This window comes from Halorussus lipolyticus (assembly GCF_029338375.1).
Lineage (GTDB): Archaea > Halobacteriota > Halobacteria > Halobacteriales > Haladaptataceae > Halorussus > Halorussus lipolyticus.
On sequence record NZ_CP119804.1, the window covers coordinates 216960 to 233204 of the forward strand.

The 16245-nt window shown below is 65.7% G+C and carries 19 protein-coding genes; 9 read left to right on the forward strand and 10 right to left on the reverse strand.

Annotated elements, in window-relative coordinates; translation table 11 throughout:
- Positions 1-49: 49 nt before the first annotated feature.
- The 5 genes from P2T57_RS01145 to P2T57_RS01165 form a co-directional block, all read right to left on the reverse strand.
- Complete coding sequence (locus P2T57_RS01145) at positions 50-721, reverse strand: DUF7282 domain-containing protein (protein WP_276300641.1); 672 nt, start codon at positions 719-721, stop codon at positions 50-52.
- A gap of 200 nt (positions 722-921) precedes the next feature.
- Positions 922-1773, reverse strand: coding sequence for a UbiA family prenyltransferase (locus tag P2T57_RS01150; protein WP_276300642.1), 852 nt, complete (start codon positions 1771-1773; stop codon positions 922-924).
- A gap of 761 nt (positions 1774-2534) precedes the next feature.
- Positions 2535-3656 carry a pyridoxal phosphate-dependent aminotransferase gene (locus P2T57_RS01155; protein WP_276300643.1) on the reverse strand — a complete coding sequence of 374 codons (1122 nt, stop codon included), beginning with the start codon at positions 3654-3656 and terminating at the stop codon, positions 2535-2537.
- Positions 3657-3788: 132 nt separating this feature from the next.
- Positions 3789-4328, reverse strand: coding sequence for a CBS domain-containing protein (locus P2T57_RS01160; protein ID WP_276300644.1), 540 nt, complete (start codon positions 4326-4328; stop codon positions 3789-3791).
- 65 nt (positions 4329-4393) lie between these two features.
- Entirely contained in the window at positions 4394-4771 is a 378-nt protein-coding gene (locus P2T57_RS01165; protein ID WP_135825683.1) for a DUF555 domain-containing protein, read from the reverse strand.
- 348 nt (positions 4772-5119) lie between these two features.
- Here P2T57_RS01165 and P2T57_RS01170 point away from each other — a divergent pair, with 348 nt between their 5' ends.
- Together P2T57_RS01170 and psmB are read left to right on the forward strand one after the other, a co-directional pair.
- A complete protein-coding gene (locus P2T57_RS01170; protein WP_276300645.1) occupies positions 5120-5287 on the forward strand; it encodes a hypothetical protein in 168 nt (55 codons plus the stop codon).
- 135 nt (positions 5288-5422) lie between these two features.
- Positions 5423-6136 (forward strand): archaeal proteasome endopeptidase complex subunit beta, encoded by a 714-nt coding sequence (gene psmB, locus P2T57_RS01175; protein WP_276300646.1) that lies wholly within the window; start codon positions 5423-5425, stop codon positions 6134-6136.
- 99 nt (positions 6137-6235) lie between these two features.
- On the opposite strand, the gene P2T57_RS01180 is transcribed toward psmB, so the two are convergent.
- Genes P2T57_RS01180 through P2T57_RS01190 form a run of 3 tightly spaced genes read right to left on the reverse strand, consistent with a single transcriptional unit; the run spans position 6236 to position 8885 of the window.
- The gene (locus P2T57_RS01180; protein ID WP_276300647.1) at positions 6236-7783 is read right to left on the reverse strand and encodes a glutamate-cysteine ligase family protein; all 1548 of its coding nucleotides are present in this window, start codon (positions 7781-7783) and stop codon (positions 6236-6238) included.
- Between the two features lie 48 nt (positions 7784-7831).
- Positions 7832-8446 (reverse strand): DUF7965 family protein, encoded by a 615-nt coding sequence (locus P2T57_RS01185; protein WP_276300648.1) that lies wholly within the window; start codon positions 8444-8446, stop codon positions 7832-7834.
- Complete coding sequence (locus P2T57_RS01190; protein ID WP_276300649.1) at positions 8439-8885, reverse strand: hypothetical protein; 447 nt, start codon at positions 8883-8885, stop codon at positions 8439-8441. The genes P2T57_RS01185 and P2T57_RS01190 overlap by 8 nt, the downstream gene beginning before the upstream one ends.
- Before the next feature lie 350 nt (positions 8886-9235).
- Here P2T57_RS01190 and ligA point away from each other — a divergent pair, with 350 nt between their 5' ends.
- The 3 genes from ligA (at position 9236) to P2T57_RS01205 (ending at position 12558) form a co-directional block, all read left to right on the forward strand.
- Positions 9236-10951: an ATP-dependent DNA ligase LigA gene (ligA, locus tag P2T57_RS01195; RefSeq protein ID WP_276300650.1), complete on the forward strand. Its 1716-nt coding sequence runs from the start codon at positions 9236-9238 to the stop codon at positions 10949-10951.
- A 390-nt stretch (positions 10952-11341) separates the two neighbouring features.
- Positions 11342-11848, forward strand: coding sequence for a hypothetical protein (locus tag P2T57_RS01200; RefSeq protein WP_276300651.1), 507 nt, complete (start codon positions 11342-11344; stop codon positions 11846-11848).
- 233 nt (positions 11849-12081) lie between these two features.
- Positions 12082-12558: a hypothetical protein gene (locus P2T57_RS01205; RefSeq protein ID WP_276300652.1), complete on the forward strand. Its 477-nt coding sequence runs from the start codon at positions 12082-12084 to the stop codon at positions 12556-12558.
- Here the strand turns inward: P2T57_RS01205 and P2T57_RS01210 are convergent.
- Positions 12546-13148, reverse strand: a complete 603-nt coding sequence (locus tag P2T57_RS01210; protein ID WP_276300653.1) for a hypothetical protein — start codon at positions 13146-13148, stop codon at positions 12546-12548. The two genes, P2T57_RS01205 and P2T57_RS01210, sit on opposite strands and share 13 nt — an antisense overlap.
- A gap of 117 nt (positions 13149-13265) precedes the next feature.
- On the opposite strand from P2T57_RS01210, the gene P2T57_RS01215 reads away from it, so the two are divergent.
- The 4 genes from P2T57_RS01215 to P2T57_RS01230 all read left to right on the forward strand — a co-directional run bounded on the left by P2T57_RS01215 (position 13266) and on the right by P2T57_RS01230 (position 15867).
- Complete coding sequence (locus P2T57_RS01215) at positions 13266-13955, forward strand: class I SAM-dependent methyltransferase (protein WP_276300654.1); 690 nt, start codon at positions 13266-13268, stop codon at positions 13953-13955.
- Between the two features lie 63 nt (positions 13956-14018).
- On the forward strand, positions 14019-14780 hold the full coding sequence (locus tag P2T57_RS01220) for an MBL fold metallo-hydrolase (RefSeq protein ID WP_276300655.1): 762 nt from the start codon (positions 14019-14021) through the stop codon (positions 14778-14780).
- Positions 14781-14831: 51 nt separating this feature from the next.
- Positions 14832-15206 carry a DUF8070 family membrane protein gene (locus P2T57_RS01225; protein ID WP_276300656.1) on the forward strand — a complete coding sequence of 125 codons (375 nt, stop codon included), beginning with the start codon at positions 14832-14834 and terminating at the stop codon, positions 15204-15206.
- Positions 15207-15420: 214 nt separating this feature from the next.
- Positions 15421-15867, forward strand: coding sequence for a hypothetical protein (locus tag P2T57_RS01230; protein WP_276300657.1), 447 nt, complete (start codon positions 15421-15423; stop codon positions 15865-15867).
- Positions 15868-15891: 24 nt separating this feature from the next.
- On the opposite strand, the gene P2T57_RS01235 is transcribed toward P2T57_RS01230, so the two are convergent.
- Positions 15892-16101, reverse strand: a complete 210-nt coding sequence (locus tag P2T57_RS01235) for a TOBE domain-containing protein (RefSeq protein ID WP_276300658.1) — start codon at positions 16099-16101, stop codon at positions 15892-15894.
- Between the last annotated feature and the right edge of the window lie 144 nt (positions 16102-16245).

Consider the following 16245-nt stretch of genomic DNA (forward strand, 5'->3'; position numbering starts at 1 on the left):
CGTTTGTGAATCTCTCCGCGCCGAGAGGGATTGGCGAGGAGAGTCCAACCTACATCTCGGTCGTGGTTTCGTTCGCGGCGTCGTCACCGAGATTCGCGTCGATGACGTCGTAGTCCACGATGATGTACGCGGTTTCGATGACCGGCGAACCGTCAGTCACGTATGGGTCGTCGGCCTCGGGGAACTCGTATCGCTGGTTGTCGTTCGTGTCGCGGTGGGGCATGGCGACGAGCGTCTGGCTCTCGTTGATTCGCTCGTCGAGTTCCACGACGACGTTACTGTGGTCGCCGGGTTCGAGGTAGGTCGAGTTGCCGACCACCGGACCCACCGACACGTTGTCTGCGGGGGCGTAGTCGCCCGAGACGTTCTGGGCCTCGTGAATCACGAGGAAGCCGCCTTCGGGGACGACGACGCGCTCTATCAGCACTGTCGTCGTGTTCGGATTCTCACCCGTGAAGGTGAAGCCCGCGCTCTGGTTGAGGAAGATGACGCTCGCGGTTGCGTTCTCAGCCATTCCGCCGTCGGCCATGGTCGTCGTCTCGTTCCCCATCGTCTCGCCGTCGGCGGCAGTCGTCTCGTTGCCGTCCATTGCGGTCGTGGTCTCGGTGTCCTGTGCCATCGGCGCGTCGTCGGTCGCAGACGGGACGCCACCCGCCAAGGCGACCCCGGTTCCGACGACCATCAGCGCGACGACTGCGAGGACTGCTGTCTGTCGTGTCATTGTTTCTCCGGAAGGAACCACGCCGGTCGCGGGGAAGAACGTATCAATCGTTTACGTGGCGAACGAGAGCATACCGCGAGATAGGTCCGGACTTAACTCGCGTAATCGACCGATTGGGCGAGGAACAGTCGGGACGGTGGCCTGCTCCGCGCTCGAAACGGAGGTTACGGCGGACTCTCCCGCTAATCGCTGACGGCGAGTCACGCGAGCGGTCGGAACCAGACCGCAACGAGCAGGAGCGCCAGAAACAGGTACGACCCCCGGACCAACAACATCGTCGCCAATTCGGGGTCGGCACGGCGGGCGACTCCCGCGACGGCACCGAAGCCAGCGACGGCGGCCACGCTACTCGGCGGAAAGACCGCCAGCGCGGCCAGCGCGACGACGAGGAGCAACGAAGTCGCCATCAGGGCGTAGGCCGCGGTCCGGGCGCGCCGAGGACCGAGAGTCACTGCGACGGTGCGCTTCTGGATGGACTTGTCGTACTCGAAGTCTTGGGCGTCGTCGATGACCTTCACGCCCGACAGCAGGACGAGGAACACCGCAGAGAAGGCGAGAGCGATGGGAGCCAGCGCCCCGGCCTGTGCGTGAAACCCGCCCAGAAGCGCCAAGGCGATGCCGAGTGGGTACCCGGTCGTGGCGGTCACGGGGTTGGTGTCCAACTGCGGGGCGTGGTGGTACGCGATGAGCCACGCCGGGAGCGTGAGCAGTGCGGTCCCGAGGCCCGCGACGACCCAGAGCGCCAGCAGGCAGGTGAAAAAGAGCGCGGTCGAACCGGCGAGCGCAGTCTTGCACCCTCGCTCGGAGAGGGGATGGTCGTCGTCCTCGTCGCGGACGTAGAAATCGACGTAGCCGTCCTTGACGTGGGCGGTGTACACCGCCGAGAAGATGGCGGTGGCGTGGAGGAGACCGACCACTGGTGCGAACTGCCCGGCTAGTACGCCGCCGAACAGCGAGCAGGCGACCGGCGGGAGCATGAACACGGGGTGGACCTGCGAGGCCAGCGCGGCGAGGGCGGGGACGACGCCGGAATCCCGGCGCGAGATGGGCATGGTACCTCATGACGGGCGGGAGAGGCATAAAATCTCAGGGCGGCTAGGGGACCGACTCGGCGTCGAAGTAGTTCGTTCTGCGTGGAAATCGGGAACTTCGACCATCCACCGGGGCGTGAATCTTCACCGACTACGGGACGCGCATCGTCAGCGCCGACAGGCGCGAACGGTCCGGGGAGGTTCGGGGCGCGGTTGCGGTGCGGTTTCGGTCCTCTTACCGAGGAGCCTCGGCGGACTGAAAGGGCGAGCGGACCTCGCGTTTACGTGGTCGTCTCAGCGTGGCCAATATTTGCGGCGAGCGTCAGCGAAGCCGCAAATATCCCGCTGAGCGACCGCGAGGTCCGCGAGGGCTTTCGAAACCGAAGTTTCATCTGCTATCTTGAAATAGTGATGTCGCCTGACACGTTGACTGTGCCACAACGGAAACGAATCAGTGGACTAGCTTCAGGCTTGAACCGAGGCGTCACCGCAACCGCACAGCACCGCACTACACCGCCCGCACCGCCTACCGCGGGCCTCACACCTCCCCAACCTCTTGCGTTGTCTGCGAACCACGTTCGCAGATCAGCGAGACGCGCGGCGTCTCGCAAGCCTCGGCCTTCGGCCTGCGCTACTCATCCCTCGCACGCCGATGGCGCGGCACGGAGGCCGCGCCAGCGCGCGCCAAACCGCGGTTCAGACGTAGCGAATGTATAGAAATAACTTCCCATAGTAAGAAAACAAAAACAATCCTTAAAGAAATAATTTAATTGCTCTCCTGATTATCGAACCGCGTTCGTCGCCTCACGCATAATCTCGATGGCTTCCTTCAGCGACTCCATGTCGGTCGCGTAGGAGATGCGGGCGTAGCCCTCGCCGTGGTCGCCGAACGCCTCGCCGGGCACGACCACGACGCCGCGGTCAAGCACTTCGTCGGTCCAGCCCTCGGGAACGTTGGGCATGGCGTAGAACGCGCCCTTCGGCGTCGGGCAGTCCAGTCCCATGTCGGCGAAGCCATCGAGGAGGACGTCCCGGCGCTCCTCGAATGCAGACACCATCTCGTCCACGGCGTTCTGCGGGCCGGAGAGGGCGGCCTCGGCGGCGAACTGCGCCGGGGCGGAGGCGCAGGCTTGGACGTACTGATGCACCCGGAGCATGCGCTCGATTCGGCGCTCGCTTCCGGCGACCCACCCGAGACGCCACCCGGTCATCGAATAGGTCTTCGAGCAGGCGTTGACCACGACCACGTTGTCCGACTCGGCGAACTCCATCGGCGAGTAGTGGTCGCCCTCGAAGACGATGTGTTCGTACACTTCGTCGGAGATGCACAGCACGTCGTGTTCGTCGGCGATGCGGGCGAACTCCCGCATGTCCTCCTCGGTCTGGACCGCACCGGTCGGGTTCGCGGGGCTGTTGACGATGAACGCCGCGGTGTCGTCGGTGATGGCTTCCTCCACGTCGGCGGGGTCCATCGTCAGGTCCTCGCGGAGCGCGACTGGTTTCGGTTCGCCGCCCGCGATGCGGGTCAGCGCGTCGTAGGAGACGAATCCGGGGTCGGGGAAGATGACCTCCTCACCGGCATCGACGTGGGCCTCCATGGCGAGGTGGAGCGCCTCGCTCCCGCCCGCCGTCGCAATCAGGTTCTCAGGCGGGACCGCGAAGTCGTTGTCTCGCTCGTGTTTCGCGCTGATGGCCTCGCGGAGTTCCAGCGTCCCCTTGTTGGAGGTGTAGGCGTCGGCCGCGCCCTCCTCGATGGCCTCGACTGCGGCCTGTCGGGCGTGTTCGGGCGTCGGGAAGTCGGGTTGCCCGATTCCGAGGTTGATGGCGTCCTCGCCCGCGGCCTCGAACACTTCGCGGATACCGCTTATCGACACCTGCTCGACCCTGTCGGAGAAGTCCGTCATACGTCCGACAAACGCGCCCCGAACGATAATTGTTGGTGGTTCTGGACGGACGTTACCGGCCTCGTTCAATCTCGGGCGATGTTTCCGGAAGGGAATACAAGCAGTTGTACCGCGAGCGCGGCAAACGGTCGTTTAGGACAGTCGCGCCGCGATGTCCGCTTCCGTAATAATTCCGACCGTGTTCCCGCGCTCGGTGACGATAACGGCCTTGTTGTGGCCGAGGTCGGTACTCAACTCGTCCAAGGTCGCGGTCCGGGATTTGGTGGGGAAGCTCTCGCCCATGAACTCGCTGACCGGTTGGTCGCGGGCGTCCTCGCCGACGCTCATCAGGTCCTCGAAGCTGATAGAGCCGACGGGCACGCCGTCTTTGATGACGGGCAGTTGGGAGAAGCCCTCGTCCTGCATCTTCGAAACGGCCTCGCTGACCGACTGGTCGGGGCCGACGCTGGCGACGTCCTCGTGCATCAGGTCGCCAGCGCGAACGATGTCGCCCTCCGACTCGTCCAGCGCGTCCACGATTTCCCGAAGCGTCGAGAGTCGCGGGTCCACGTCGCCGCCTTCGATGCGAGCGATGAGCGGTTGCGAGACGCCCGCCCGGTCGGCCAACTCGCTCTGCGTTAGCCCGAGTTCGTTCCGGCGCTCCCGGATGTCTTGGGGCGTCGGTAGTTCCATGTCCACGGATAACTATTGGTTATAGATAAAGCTTCGGAACGCCAGCAGGAAGGAGTTCGCGCTGACTACTCGCTACCGCCGAGTTCGATGTCTTCGTCCTCCTCGTACTCGATTGTCTCCACGACTTCGAGGGGCACGTCGCGGAGCGCGCCGCCGACCTCGCTCTTGGCGATGCGCTGGGCGTGCTCCTCGCTGTCGGCGTTGAAGACCTTCATCTCCAGCAGGAGGCCCACGAGGGCGGTTCCGGCCGCGATGAACGCCGAGTCGAACGGTTCCGCGCAGGCGGGGCACGTCGTCGCGCCCACTTCGACCTCCACGTAGTCCATCTCGCGGTCGTTCAGCCGTTTGCCGGCCTCACTGACCGCGACGCCGATGGCGTCGTCGATGTCCTCTACGTCGCGTACCAACCAAGCCGCCTCCATCGCAACGAGATAGTTGCTCATATCCGGGAGTCGTTCCGTGATGTTTCGTGTCTTTCGGTTTTGGGACGTCGTAGCGCGCGAAGAACGGGATGTGCCACCGTGGAGCGCAGTTGCAAAGGACTCCTCACCGCGCCTGAGGTGCGGACGTGAGCCGGATAATTCTCATAAGTTATGCGTACGCCCGGCGTCGCCAAGCCGGTGCCTACGTTCGCGCGGGTCGGCACTCGTGTTCTCTTGGACATAACGCAAGCACGCTTGAATCGCAAGCAGGCGAAGGGGTGGAACCAGAATATAGACCATTATGAAATATATTTTTCAATAATGCTTTTATACCCGGTTGGCCCACCCTCGCTTGAGGTACGAACTCCGATGCCCACACGGCTCACCCGTGCAATCCTGTTCGCCCTGTACCAGACGAGCGTCGCGGCAAGCATCCTACTGCTTCCGCTGGCAATCATGACCAGACAAGCAGGCGTCACGCTCCCGGCCCACCGGGTGGTGAAGCGACTGGAGCAAGCCTACGATACGACGGTCTAAGAGACGGCTCTTTCTCGGGAAATTTGTCGCCAGAGAGATTGCTGTCCCGGCGTTTCGCCCGATATGCTTCAAAGTCGTCCGCAAGAGTGGGTTTTATCCGTGCTGGCGGACTACAGTCGGGTAATGTCTGGCCCAATGCAAGGTTCCGAGTTCTCCCAGAACGTCTCGCGTCTCGAACCCGACACGAATCCCTACGAGCCGGAACTCGGCTCGCTTCCGGACCGGTCGGTCGATACCGAGGACATCCAAGAGCTGAAGACCGGTACCACGACCATCGGTCTGACCACCGCCGACGGCGTCGTGATGGTCACGGACAAGCGCGCTAGCCTCGGCAACATGGTTTCGTCCAAGACCGCCCAGAAGGTCGAGCAGATTCACCCGAGCGCCGCGCTCACCATTTCTGGCTCCGTCTCGGCGGCCCAGTCGCTCATCCGGACGCTGGAAGTCGAGAACAACCTCTACGACACCCGGCGGGGCGAGGTCATGAGCATGCAGGCACTCTCGACGCTGACGAGCAACCTCCTGCGCTCGGGCGGGTTCCTCATCACGGTGCCGGTTCTCGGCGGCGTGGACGACGAGGGAAGCCACATCTACTCCTACGACGCGCTCGGCGGCGTGACCGAGGAGACCTACAGCGTCTCCGGGTCTGGCTCCCAGTTCGCCCTCGGTGTCCTCGAACAGGACTACCACGAGGACCTCAGCCTCGAGGAGGGCCGCGAAGTCGCCATCCGCGCCCTCAAGAGCGCAGTCGAGCGTGACACCGCCTCCGGGAACGGCATGTGGCTCGCCGAAATCACCGAGGACGGTGCCGAGATTTCGGACTACGAGGACTACGACGCCCCGCTGTAATCTGGATTCGGTCGGGCGTCTCGCGCCCCCAGAATGTTCTCCATTTCTCGCCGGTCGGTAGCGACCGGTCCAAACAGGACGAAAAATCGGAACCGCGGGTCAGTCCTCGCGCTCCAACTCGGTATCCCCGCGGCCGACCCAGTTGGCGAAGGTTCCGTCCAGCAGGGTCTCGGACTGCTTCTCGATGTATCGCTTCTGCATCCCGTGAACTGCGTCTTCGAAGCTCTCGCCGTCGTTCAGTCGCTCCCGGACGCGCTCTCGCTTCCAACTCGCGGGGGTCAACTGGTGACGGGCGCGCTGGCGGAGCGGGTAGAGGTACTTGGCGGCCTCTTGGTCGCTGAGGCCCCGGAGTTGCAGGCCGTCCTTGGCGTGGGCGAAGATGTCCTCGTAGATGGTTTCGTGGTCGGTGGTCTCTCGACCGTTGTTGGTAATCCAGTAGAGGTCGGCGTCCATCCCCTCGCGCATGGCGTCGTAGAAGTTGTCCTTGGCGACCACCCAGTCGAGGTGCCGGACCGGGTGTTCGCGCCGGAACATGGATTCCAGCAGGCCGGCGAAGGCGGCCTGAAACGCGATTGAGTCCCGAACTGTGGGTTGGGCCGCGATGGGGCGGAACTCGATGCGGGCGTTGGCGGCCGACCGGGTTGCACCGCCGAAGACCGGGCGAACCCACCGCCAATAGGTGCCGTGTTTGCGCCGGAAGTAGGCGAACTCGTCGTCGAAGCGGTCGGCGGTCTGGACCGGCATCGGGACGATGGTTCGGTCCTCGGCGATTCGTTCGACGGCCTCCTCGACGCTTCCAACATCTCGCGGGAATCGAACCTTGTCGGGGTCGTCGCCCGCCCGGTTGAGGACCGTCTCGAAGACGCTGATGCGATGCTCGTCCCACCCGTCGGCCAGAATCTCGTCGGGGTCGGCGTCGGCGTCGTAGAGGTCCGGCGGGAAAAACGGCGAGTTGACCCCGAGCGCCAGCAGGGGACCGGCCATCCGAATCGCGTACTGGAAGTAGGTCGGCAGGTCCCGCGCGTGAGGAACTTGATAGTGGGGTTGAATCGAGGTGATGAGGCTCTCGGGCATCACCGTGTCGGCTTCGAGGTCAACGTGGGGCGCGTCGAGTTTCATCCCGGCGTGGGCGTCGGTGTTGGCCATCGCGTGATAGCGCACCGAGTCGCTCATGTTCGAGGAGATGCGAATCCCGCGGTCCTCGACGCTATCGGTCAGGTACTGTCGGGTTGTCTCGCCCTCCGGAGAGATGGTCCACATCGCGTCGCTGACCAGTTGCATCTCCTCGGCCCTCGTTCGGTCCTGCGCGGCCGAGAGTCGGGCCTTGACCTCGGCCTCCTGCGCGGCCAGTCCGTGGGTGTTCAGCGGTTGGGGACTCGTGGACATCTCGGCGTTGTGCAGTCCCAGTTCCTTCTCGAAGCCGATGAGGTCGAGCAGTCGTCGGGGGACCCGTCTCAGCGCGGCCGTCTCGGCGTCCACGGCGTAGAACTCGTATTCGAAGCCGATGATGGCCTGCGGGTTGTCGAAGGTCCCTTCGTCTACCTCCTCGACGATGACCTCGGCGTCCTCCTCGACCCGCGCTTGGAACTCGTCGGGGTCAACCGAAAGCACGTCCTCGACCTGCCCTGCGAGGTCGGACTCAGGCATACGCGGTACGTCGAACGCGGTTGCCTTGAAAGCACGGGCCAGCGTTCGTCACGCGGTATCGTCCGACTCGCCCGCTTCGTGTTTTCGGCGTGTCAGCTTCGGCACGAGACCGCCCGCGGCCCGGAACAGCGCGAGGTCCAGCAGGGCAAATAGACTGCCGACGATTGCCCCGACGACGAACGCGAGGAGCGAGGCGATACCGCCGAACGCGAGGAAGTAGGCGACGCCCGCGAGCGTCACCGACGAGGGCGGGAAGACGGCCGCCAGCAGGAGCATCCAGAGGAACAGCACGCCATCGACACCGGCCCACTTTCCGCCGGTTCCGACCACGACCGACGCCGAGACCGACTCCGCGTCGTCTCCGGCGTCGGCGATTGCGCGGAACGCCCGGCGATTGGTCCACCACGTCGCCGCCCAGAGTCCCAGATAGAGCGCGAGACCGACGACCGTATCGAGGCCCGAGAGCAGGTCGCCGAGCGGTCCGGCGAGGTAGAGCGCGACCACCAGTAGCGCGACCAGTCCAGCAGTGTGGAACGAGGCCAGCGCCCAGACCACGAGCGAGTCGTCGCACACCCGGTGGAAAGCGTTCGGGTCGGGGTCCTCGGTGGCTCCGGCCACTCCGGACGCGACGGGCGGTCCGGTCGTCTCGGCCTCCTCAGCCATGAGCCAGTACCTCCGCGAGTGCGACGAGGACCGCCAGCGAGAGCGCGGTCGCCCCGTAGCCGACCCGGAGCGTGCGGGTCGCCCCGGCAGATTCAGGGCGGTTCGCACGCCGACAGCGAGCCACGACCAGCGTCCGGACGAGCGACGCCGCCAGCAGACCGAGGACCAACAGGAGTTTGACAGCGAAGACGGTGCCCCAGAAACTCTCGGCCGGTGGTACCGCAGGCGCGAGACTCCCGAGGTTGCCGACGCCGGTCATCACGAGGAGACCCGCTGTGGCCCAGAATCCGGCCTCGTAGGCGACTGCGGTCTCGACCGCCGTCTCGGGGCCGACCGCCGACGCGCGGGCCTCGGACCGGCGGACCAGCCACCAGACCGCAACTGCGCCGCCGACCGCCAGCGCCATGGCGAGGACGTGGAGCAGGCGAACCGCGAGCATCAGTCCTCCTCCGGAGTGGTCGAGAAAGCCGCGCAACGTAGCTCTCGGGCGCTTTCGACGTGACTCGCGGCCGCACCGGATTCGTGGGTGTGGAGGGAGGGCATCGTTCGGAGTAGCACGCTCCGGCGCGAAAAGTGTTGCTCCGCGGAGAGGTAGGCGACGAACGGTCGGCAGGCCCGACAGTCCCGGTCAAGTAAACGAAATCCGTTGTTTTAGAAATTCATGTAGTTTCCTAAGCAATACGTAGGTATCCCGACCGGCGATACTGCCCCGAGCGTCGAACGCGCCGCCACCGGCCCCCGCGCCGAGAGTCGGTCGGTTTAACTCCCGACAGTCACTACTCTCGACCGATGAATTTCGGGGAGTTCGCCGACACAGCGGCCGAAATCGAGGAGTTGAGCGCCGACACCGAAATCGCAGAGCGAGTGACGACGCTTTTCGAGCAGGCCGACAGCGACCTCCTCGTGCTGGCCCGGTTCGTGCAGGGCCGCGTCTTTCCGGCGTGGTCGTCCCGAACCCTCGACATCGGGCCGAACTACTGCTACGAGGCCATCGCCAGAGCGGCCGGGACCAACGTCTCGGCCGACGACGTAGAGGAGAAACTGGCCGAGGTGGGCGACATCGGCGAGGTCGCCGCGAGTTACGACTTCGGCGGCCAGCAGGGCCTCGGCGCGTTCGGCGGTGGGTCGGGCGCAGGTGGGGACCTCACGGTCGCAGAAGTCGCCGACGAACTCGACGCGCTCGCGGACGCCGAGGGGTCGGGCAGTCAGGACAAGAAGATAGACATCCTGTTCGGCCTGTTCAACCGCGCCGACGGCGACGAGGCCCGGTATCTGGCCCGCCTCGTCCTCTCGGAGATGCGCATCGGCGTCGGCGAGGGCACCGTCCGGGACGCGACAGCGCAGGCCTTCGACGTGCCGGTCGAGTCGGTCGAGCGCGCCCTGCAGGTCTCGAACGACTACGGCGAAGTCGCCCGCGTGGCCCGCGACGAGGGCGAGGACGGCCTCGATTCGATGGACCTCGAACTCGGTCGTCCAGTCCAAGCGATGCTCGCGCAGGCCGGGACCGTCGGCGACGCGCTGGACGACTGGGACGGGGCCGCCGTAGAAATCAAGTACGACGGCGCGCGCGTCCAGATTCACCACGACCCCGCGGGCCTCGACTGGGCCGCCAGCGACGAAACCGGCGCGAACGACTCCGAACCGCGCGAGACCGCCGTCTTCTCCCGGAACATGGAGGACGTGACCGACGCGCTCCCCGAAGTCGTGGAACACGTCGAACAGCATCTGAACGCACCGGCGATTCTCGACGGCGAAGTCGTGGCCACCGACGACGGGAATCCCCTGCCCTTCCAAGAGGTCCTGCGGCGCTTCCGCCGGAAACACGACGTGGAGCGCGCCCGCGAGGAGGTCGAACTCGACCTGTTCGCCTTCGATTGTCTCCACGCTGACGGGCGGGACCTCCTCCGGACGCCCCTGCCAGAGCGCCACGAGAGACTCGAGGACGTTCTCGACGCTGGAGTCTCCGAACTCCAGATTTCGGACGACCCCGAGGAAATCGCCGACATCGAGACCCAAGCCCTCGAATCGGGCCACGAGGGTATCATGCTCAAGAATCCCGACTCGGACTACTCGCCGGGTCGCCGGGGGAAGAACTGGCTCAAGCGCAAACCCGACGTAGAGACGCTGGATTTGGTCGTCACGGGTGCCGAGTGGGGCGAGGGCAGGCGGGCGAGCTTTCTGGGGACCTTCCTGCTGTCTGCCCGCGCTGACGACGCTGGCGACGAGTTCGAGACTCTCGGCAAGGTCGCCACCGGCATCACCGACGAGAAACTGGCCGACCTGACCGACCTGCTGGAACCCCACGTCAGGACCGAGGACGGCCAGCAGGTCGAAATCGCCCCGGAGGTCGTCTTCGAGGTGGGCTACGAGGAGATTCAGGAGTCGCCGACCTACTCGTCCGGCTACGCCCTGCGCTTCCCGCGGTTCGTGAGCGTTCGGGACGACAAGACCCCCGAGAGCGCCGACTCGCTGGAGCGCGTCGAACGACTGGCCGACGAGCAGTAAGTCGGGTCTTGACGCTCGATTTGCGGGAGGCGTGCAGAGATACCTACTCTACTCCGGCGCGCGACGGCGCGCGCGGTTCTGCGCGCGCCTACCGCGCGAGGTCTCGCTGAGCGTAGTGAAGCGAGGCTCGTCAGAGCTTGCCTCTGACGGTGGAGTCGGCCGCCGGAGGCGGCCGACGAGGTTGGGGAGGCGTGAGGGCCGTGCTGTGCGGAGCGGTGCGGGAAACGCCCGTGTTCAAGTCTGAAGATAGCTTCAACGGGCCCGAACACCGACCACGAAATCTCGCCAGAATCGTGCCATCTCGACATCTCGGAATTCTCGTCCCTGATTTGACCCGACAGAACGACGAACAGCGGTACATTTTCCGCCCTCGGAGTTGACAGAACGCCCGTGGCGAGTTTCCGCACCAAGCGCGGCCGGTGCGTGCTAACCGACGACGAACTTCGAATCGAGTCGGGACTGGTCAGCCACGCCCGGCGTTACTGGGAGGGCAACCGACTCCTGCTGGTCGCCTACCTCGGGGTCTACGGGGTCCTCCTCGGCGCGAGCGCCTCGATTCTCGCCGACGGCGACAGTTGGGACGCGCTCGGGGTCGGCGTGGGCGCAGTCGCGGTCCTGCTGGTGGTCGGTCGGGTCCTCAACCGCCGCCGCGACGTGACCGGCGACGACCGCATCGCTTTCCACGACGTGGAGCGCGTCGAAGCAATCGAGGGCGACGACTGGCTGACGCGCCCCCGATTCGTGGTCCACTACTGGCGCGGTGACGGGGTGAAACGCCGCCACGTGATGATGCCCTCCGGCCTGCTGTCCTACGGCGATTCGGAGTTCGAGCGCGCGAAGGAACTGCTTCGGGAGCGCGGGCTTTCGGTGGCGGTCGTCGCGCCGGGTGAGTCGTAAGTTCGAACCATCTATTTGCGTGTTTAATGAACAGCTCTATTTCTCAAAGGAATATTTGTATGTCTAAAAATCGGAGCGTAACGACAGCGAGCGAGGAACGCTTCTGACGCCCCCGACCGGGCCACCCTTCATCCGACCCTGAGGATTGGTCTGCAAGGCGCTTGCTCGTGGTCCGTTCCTCCGGACGTTCGCCCACCGAAGATATTTTTGACGCGACCGAGACTGTTCTTGGTATGACAGAATCGGCGACGGCCGCCGAGTCGGCCGGGAAACCCGCCGAATGCCCGTCCTCCTCGCGTCTGCGGTATCTCGTCGTCCTGCCCGCGCTCCAGTCGCTCGCGGTCCCGGTTGCGATGCTCGCCGGTCGGGTGCTGGGTCCGGGACATCCGGTGACGGCCGCGCTGGCGCTCGGACTCCTCTACGGCGTACTGCTCACCGGCCCGCTGTCGCTGGTCGGCCTGTGGCTCGACGGTCGAAGTCGGCCGAGGAGGTCCGACGATACCATCGCCGCCGACGCTGGGCCTCGATGGCGGCGCTACGCCCTCGCCGCAGTCACCCTCGCGGCGGTCCTCGCGTACCACGGCACCTACGACGGCGCGGTGTTCGGCCTGCTGGAACCGGCGCTGTCGCTCGCGGTGGCGATGGTGCCCGTCGGCGTGGCGTACCACTACCGGCGCTACGTCGCATCCGCTCGCCGTCAAATCGCGTAGTTCGCCACCCAGTAGCCCGCGTAGACCGCCAGCAGGACGAGACCCAACTCGACCAGTTCGCGGTCCTCGTCGTCGGCGTCGTCCGCCGGTCGCTCGTCCTCGATTTCGTCGGCCTCCTCGCTCTCCAGAAACCGGGTCGCCTGCTGGGACTCCAAGCGGTAGACCGCCCAGAGGAGCGAGACGAACGCCACAACCAGCATCGCCCTATCCGGCCGCGACAGTCGCTCGTCGGCACCGAGGACCGCCAACAGCGCGGGCGACATCGCGGTCAGGGCCAGATACTCCCGCGGCGTGGACTCCTCGAAGGGGACCACCACGCCGGCCAGACCCACCGCCGCGCCGAGGATGAACAGGGCTTCGCCGAAGACAGTGCCAAGCGCAACGTCCGGCAGGTCGCCCGCCGCGGCCGCGATGCCGAGGACCGCGTTTTCGAGGTCGATACCGGCCAGCGCCACCGTGAGCAGGAAGGTCGAGACCCCGAGGTCCACCGCGGCCTCGGCGACGTGTTCGACGAAGACCTCGACGCTCCAGACCACGACGGCGATGCCCACGAGGAAGGCCAGAACCGGCACGACCGGCGACGAGACCATGCGCCCTCGGAATTCGCCGGCGAGGCGGATAAAGCCGCCGGGCGCGACGACCGGCAGTCGCTGTCCTCGCGTCCCGAGGCCGGTGGGGTTTTACGGCCGCGGTTCGTTTCGCTATTAGTGAATTCTGACGAAGTACGGGAACGGTGGGCAGAGCGCTCGGGAGAGTACTCGCCGACCTACTACGCCCACTACGGTCCCGACGAGACGAGCGACATGATTCTGGACCTCCTCGACTCGCTCGTCGGGTCGGACGCGGCCGTGCTGGAGCTGGGGTGCAGTTCGGGCCGCCACCTCGCGCACCTCCACGACCACGGCTACGACGACATCCACGGCGTCGAAATCAACGACGAGGCATTCGACGTGATGGCCGACGCCTACCCCGACCTCGCCGACGCCGGCACCTTCTACAACGACGCCATCGAGGAGGTCGCCGAGGAGTTCGACGCCAATCGCTTCGACGCCGTCTTCTCGGTCGAAACCCTTCAGCACATCCACCCCGACGACGAGGCGGTCTTCGGCGAGTTGGCCCGGATTACCGGCGACCTCCTCGTGACGGTCGAGAACGAGGACCGCGACGGGAATCGGGAGCGGGGAGACGACGGCGAACGCGACGAAGCGTCGCCGGCGAGCGCAGACGACGCCGAAAGCACCGAGGCCGCGGCCCGGCGAGGAGTCAACTACGTCCGCGAGGAGGTCCCGCTCTACTACCGCGACTGGAACCGCATCTTCACCGAACTCGGGTTCGAGGAGGCCGAGTGCCAGCCGACCAAGCGCGACACCCTCCGGGCGTTCCGCCGAGAGGACTGACCCGACGACGCCGGAGGGGAGCGAGGTCGAACGGTTTAAGTAACCCGGTTCCAACCCCCGGACATGACGATTCGACACGATGGACTCCGCGCGACGTGGCTCGGCTACGCCGGCCTGCGCCTCGAAGCGTCCGAGGGCACCGTGGTCTACATCGACCCCGGCCGGTACGGCACCCTGACCGGCGAGTGGCGACCCGACAGTTCGGACGTGGGACATCCTCCGGCCCGCGACTACCGCCCCGAGGACGGCGACCTGATTCTCGTGACTCACGACCACCACTACGATTCCGACGCTATCCGGCGCGTGGCGGGCGACGACGCGACTGTCGTGGTCTACGAGGCAGTCTACCCGCCGAAAATCGACCGCGACGTGGAGGAGTTGCGGGACCTGCCCTACGAGACGGTCCGACTCGGTGACGCCGAGGACGAACTGTTCGGCGAGGCCATCGTCCGGTCGGTGGCGGGGTACAACCGCCCCGACGGTCCGCGGACCGACGCCGGCGGCGAACCCTACCACCCCGAGGGCTTCGGCGTGGGCTACCACGTCACGCTCCCCGGCAAGGGCGGCGAAGACGTGTCGGTGTTCTACCCCGGCGACTCCGACGCGCTCGACGGCCACGCCGAACTCGACGTGTCGCTGTTCTGCCCGCCCATCGGTGGGGCGTTCACGATGGATCGCCACGACGCCGCGGCCCTCGCCGAGGAGATGGACCCGGACCTCGTGCTCCCGGTCCACTACAACACCTTCGAGGCCATCGAGTCCGATTCGGGCGCGTTCGCTGGCGACGTGGCCAAGCGCGGCGTCCCGGTCGTGCTGGACGAGTAGGACCCCGAAGCGACGCGAACCTTTACCTGTCAGCTCGCTGTAATCCGGGGTATGGATTGGAACGCCCTCGTCGCGCCCGTCGTTCGGTACACCGTCGTCGCGGCGCTCGTGACGGTCGGCGCGGCGTATCTCGCGTTCAGTTCGGGACTCACGCTCCTCCTGCTCTCGGGGGCCGGCGTCATCTTGGTGGTCCTCGGCGCGGCGGAGGCCGGGGCCGCGCCTGCCGCCGGCGTCGGTGCCGCTGAGTCCGGCGACGTGGGAAGCATCGATTCCGGCGGCATGGGGGCCGTCGAGGAGGGGATGGAGTTGGTTCCGGGCGTCGGGTCGGGTTCGGGGTCGAACTACTCGCTCCGGGCCAAGTTGCTGTTCTACGGTCTCGGCCTGCTGGTCTGGGGTATCGCCGGAATGGCGATTCTCCTCCGGTAGCCCGCCAGTTGCCCGCCTGACCCGTCCTCGGAGTCGGCCGACCGGCGCTGTTTCTTTTCGTGACGGCCGAGCGCATCTGGAAATGGAAACATTGTGGATGAAAATGCAAATATTGCTCTAAGCACATTATTTGTTTCCTTATCGACAGGCGGTGCCCGCGTCTCGTCGGACCGGAGACGGGAGTTATATGTTACTTCATATTCATTTCTGGCGTATGGAAACCCCGCCTGACGACTGGCCCTACGCCGACGAACCGACCGCCTGCGCCGTCTGCGGGACCGACGACGACCGCCACATCACCGTCGAATCGCTCGGTCTCGTCTGGGGCGGTGCGATGGACGGCGGCCTCCCGCCGACCGACGTGGGCGACTACTCGGGCACGTTCGAGTTTCGGGTCTGCCACGACTGCTGGCTCTCGGAGAGTATCAACGCGCTAGAGGAGGCCCAGACCCTCGTCGCACGCGAGGGCCGCGGACGCTCCGGCCGACCGCTGGCGCTGGACAACGAGAAGACCGCCGCGGCGGCCAAACTTGACGCCGAGCGGGTCGCTATCGCCACGTTCCGACCGCTGGAGTTCCGAAGCGACCCGGAGCGCGAACACGTCCGGTCGCAGGACGAGGCCGTCGAGTCACTGCTGGAAGCGTGGTTCGCCTGCGAGTGACGGCCCGGTTCGCTGTTCGATTCGCTACGCGTTCTCTATCATCACCTCGGTCGCCTTGACCACCGCATCGACCTCCTCGCCCTCCGCCAATCCGAGTCTCTCCGCCGAACTGCTGGTGATGACCGCCGTAATCTCCTGCCCGCCATCGGTCTCTACGACGACTTCGGCCATCAGACCCTGCGTATCGAGCGATTTCACCGTTCCCGAGAGTCGATTGCGTGCGCTGAGTGCCATCGGCCGGGGTACGACGCTCACCGCCAAATCTCTATCGCCGTATGGAGTTTACGTCGGGTCGTAGCGCGGGTCCTCGCGTCCGCCCGATTCCTTCCCCGAACCGCGTCCGGAAATCCAGCGCAATCTACTTGTTATCCCGCCGAA

Bases quoted from the DNA above. Each gene is read 5' to 3' on its own strand.
- psmB (WP_276300646.1), top strand. From the start codon at position 5,423: ATGCAAGGTTCCGAGTTCTCCCAGAACGTCTCGCGTCTCGAACCCGAC.
- P2T57_RS01145 (WP_276300641.1), bottom strand. From the start codon at position 721: ATGACACGACAGACAGCAGTCCTCGCAGTCGTCGCGCTGATGGTCGTC.
- P2T57_RS01220 (WP_276300655.1), top strand. From the start codon at position 14,019: ATGACGATTCGACACGATGGACTCCGCGCGACGTGGCTCGGCTACGCC.
- ligA (WP_276300650.1), top strand. From the start codon at position 9,236: ATGAATTTCGGGGAGTTCGCCGACACAGCGGCCGAAATCGAGGAGTTG.
- P2T57_RS01225 (WP_276300656.1), top strand. From the start codon at position 14,832: ATGGATTGGAACGCCCTCGTCGCGCCCGTCGTTCGGTACACCGTCGTC.
- P2T57_RS01180 (WP_276300647.1), bottom strand. From the start codon at position 7,783: ATGCCTGAGTCCGACCTCGCAGGGCAGGTCGAGGACGTGCTTTCGGTT.
- P2T57_RS01155 (WP_276300643.1), bottom strand. From the start codon at position 3,656: ATGACGGACTTCTCCGACAGGGTCGAGCAGGTGTCGATAAGCGGTATC.
- P2T57_RS01205 (WP_276300652.1), top strand. From the start codon at position 12,082: ATGACAGAATCGGCGACGGCCGCCGAGTCGGCCGGGAAACCCGCCGAA.
- P2T57_RS01170 (WP_276300645.1), top strand. From the start codon at position 5,120: ATGCCCACACGGCTCACCCGTGCAATCCTGTTCGCCCTGTACCAGACG.
- P2T57_RS01235 (WP_276300658.1), bottom strand. From the start codon at position 16,101: ATGGCACTCAGCGCACGCAATCGACTCTCGGGAACGGTGAAATCGCTC.
- P2T57_RS01210 (WP_276300653.1), bottom strand. From the start codon at position 13,148: ATGGTCTCGTCGCCGGTCGTGCCGGTTCTGGCCTTCCTCGTGGGCATC.
- P2T57_RS01165 (WP_135825683.1), bottom strand. From the start codon at position 4,771: ATGAGCAACTATCTCGTTGCGATGGAGGCGGCTTGGTTGGTACGCGAC.
- P2T57_RS01230 (WP_276300657.1), top strand. From the start codon at position 15,421: ATGGAAACCCCGCCTGACGACTGGCCCTACGCCGACGAACCGACCGCC.
- P2T57_RS01190 (WP_276300649.1), bottom strand. From the start codon at position 8,885: ATGCTCGCGGTTCGCCTGCTCCACGTCCTCGCCATGGCGCTGGCGGTC.
- P2T57_RS01185 (WP_276300648.1), bottom strand. From the start codon at position 8,446: ATGGCTGAGGAGGCCGAGACGACCGGACCGCCCGTCGCGTCCGGAGTG.
- P2T57_RS01150 (WP_276300642.1), bottom strand. From the start codon at position 1,773: ATGCCCATCTCGCGCCGGGATTCCGGCGTCGTCCCCGCCCTCGCCGCG.
- P2T57_RS01160 (WP_276300644.1), bottom strand. From the start codon at position 4,328: ATGGAACTACCGACGCCCCAAGACATCCGGGAGCGCCGGAACGAACTC.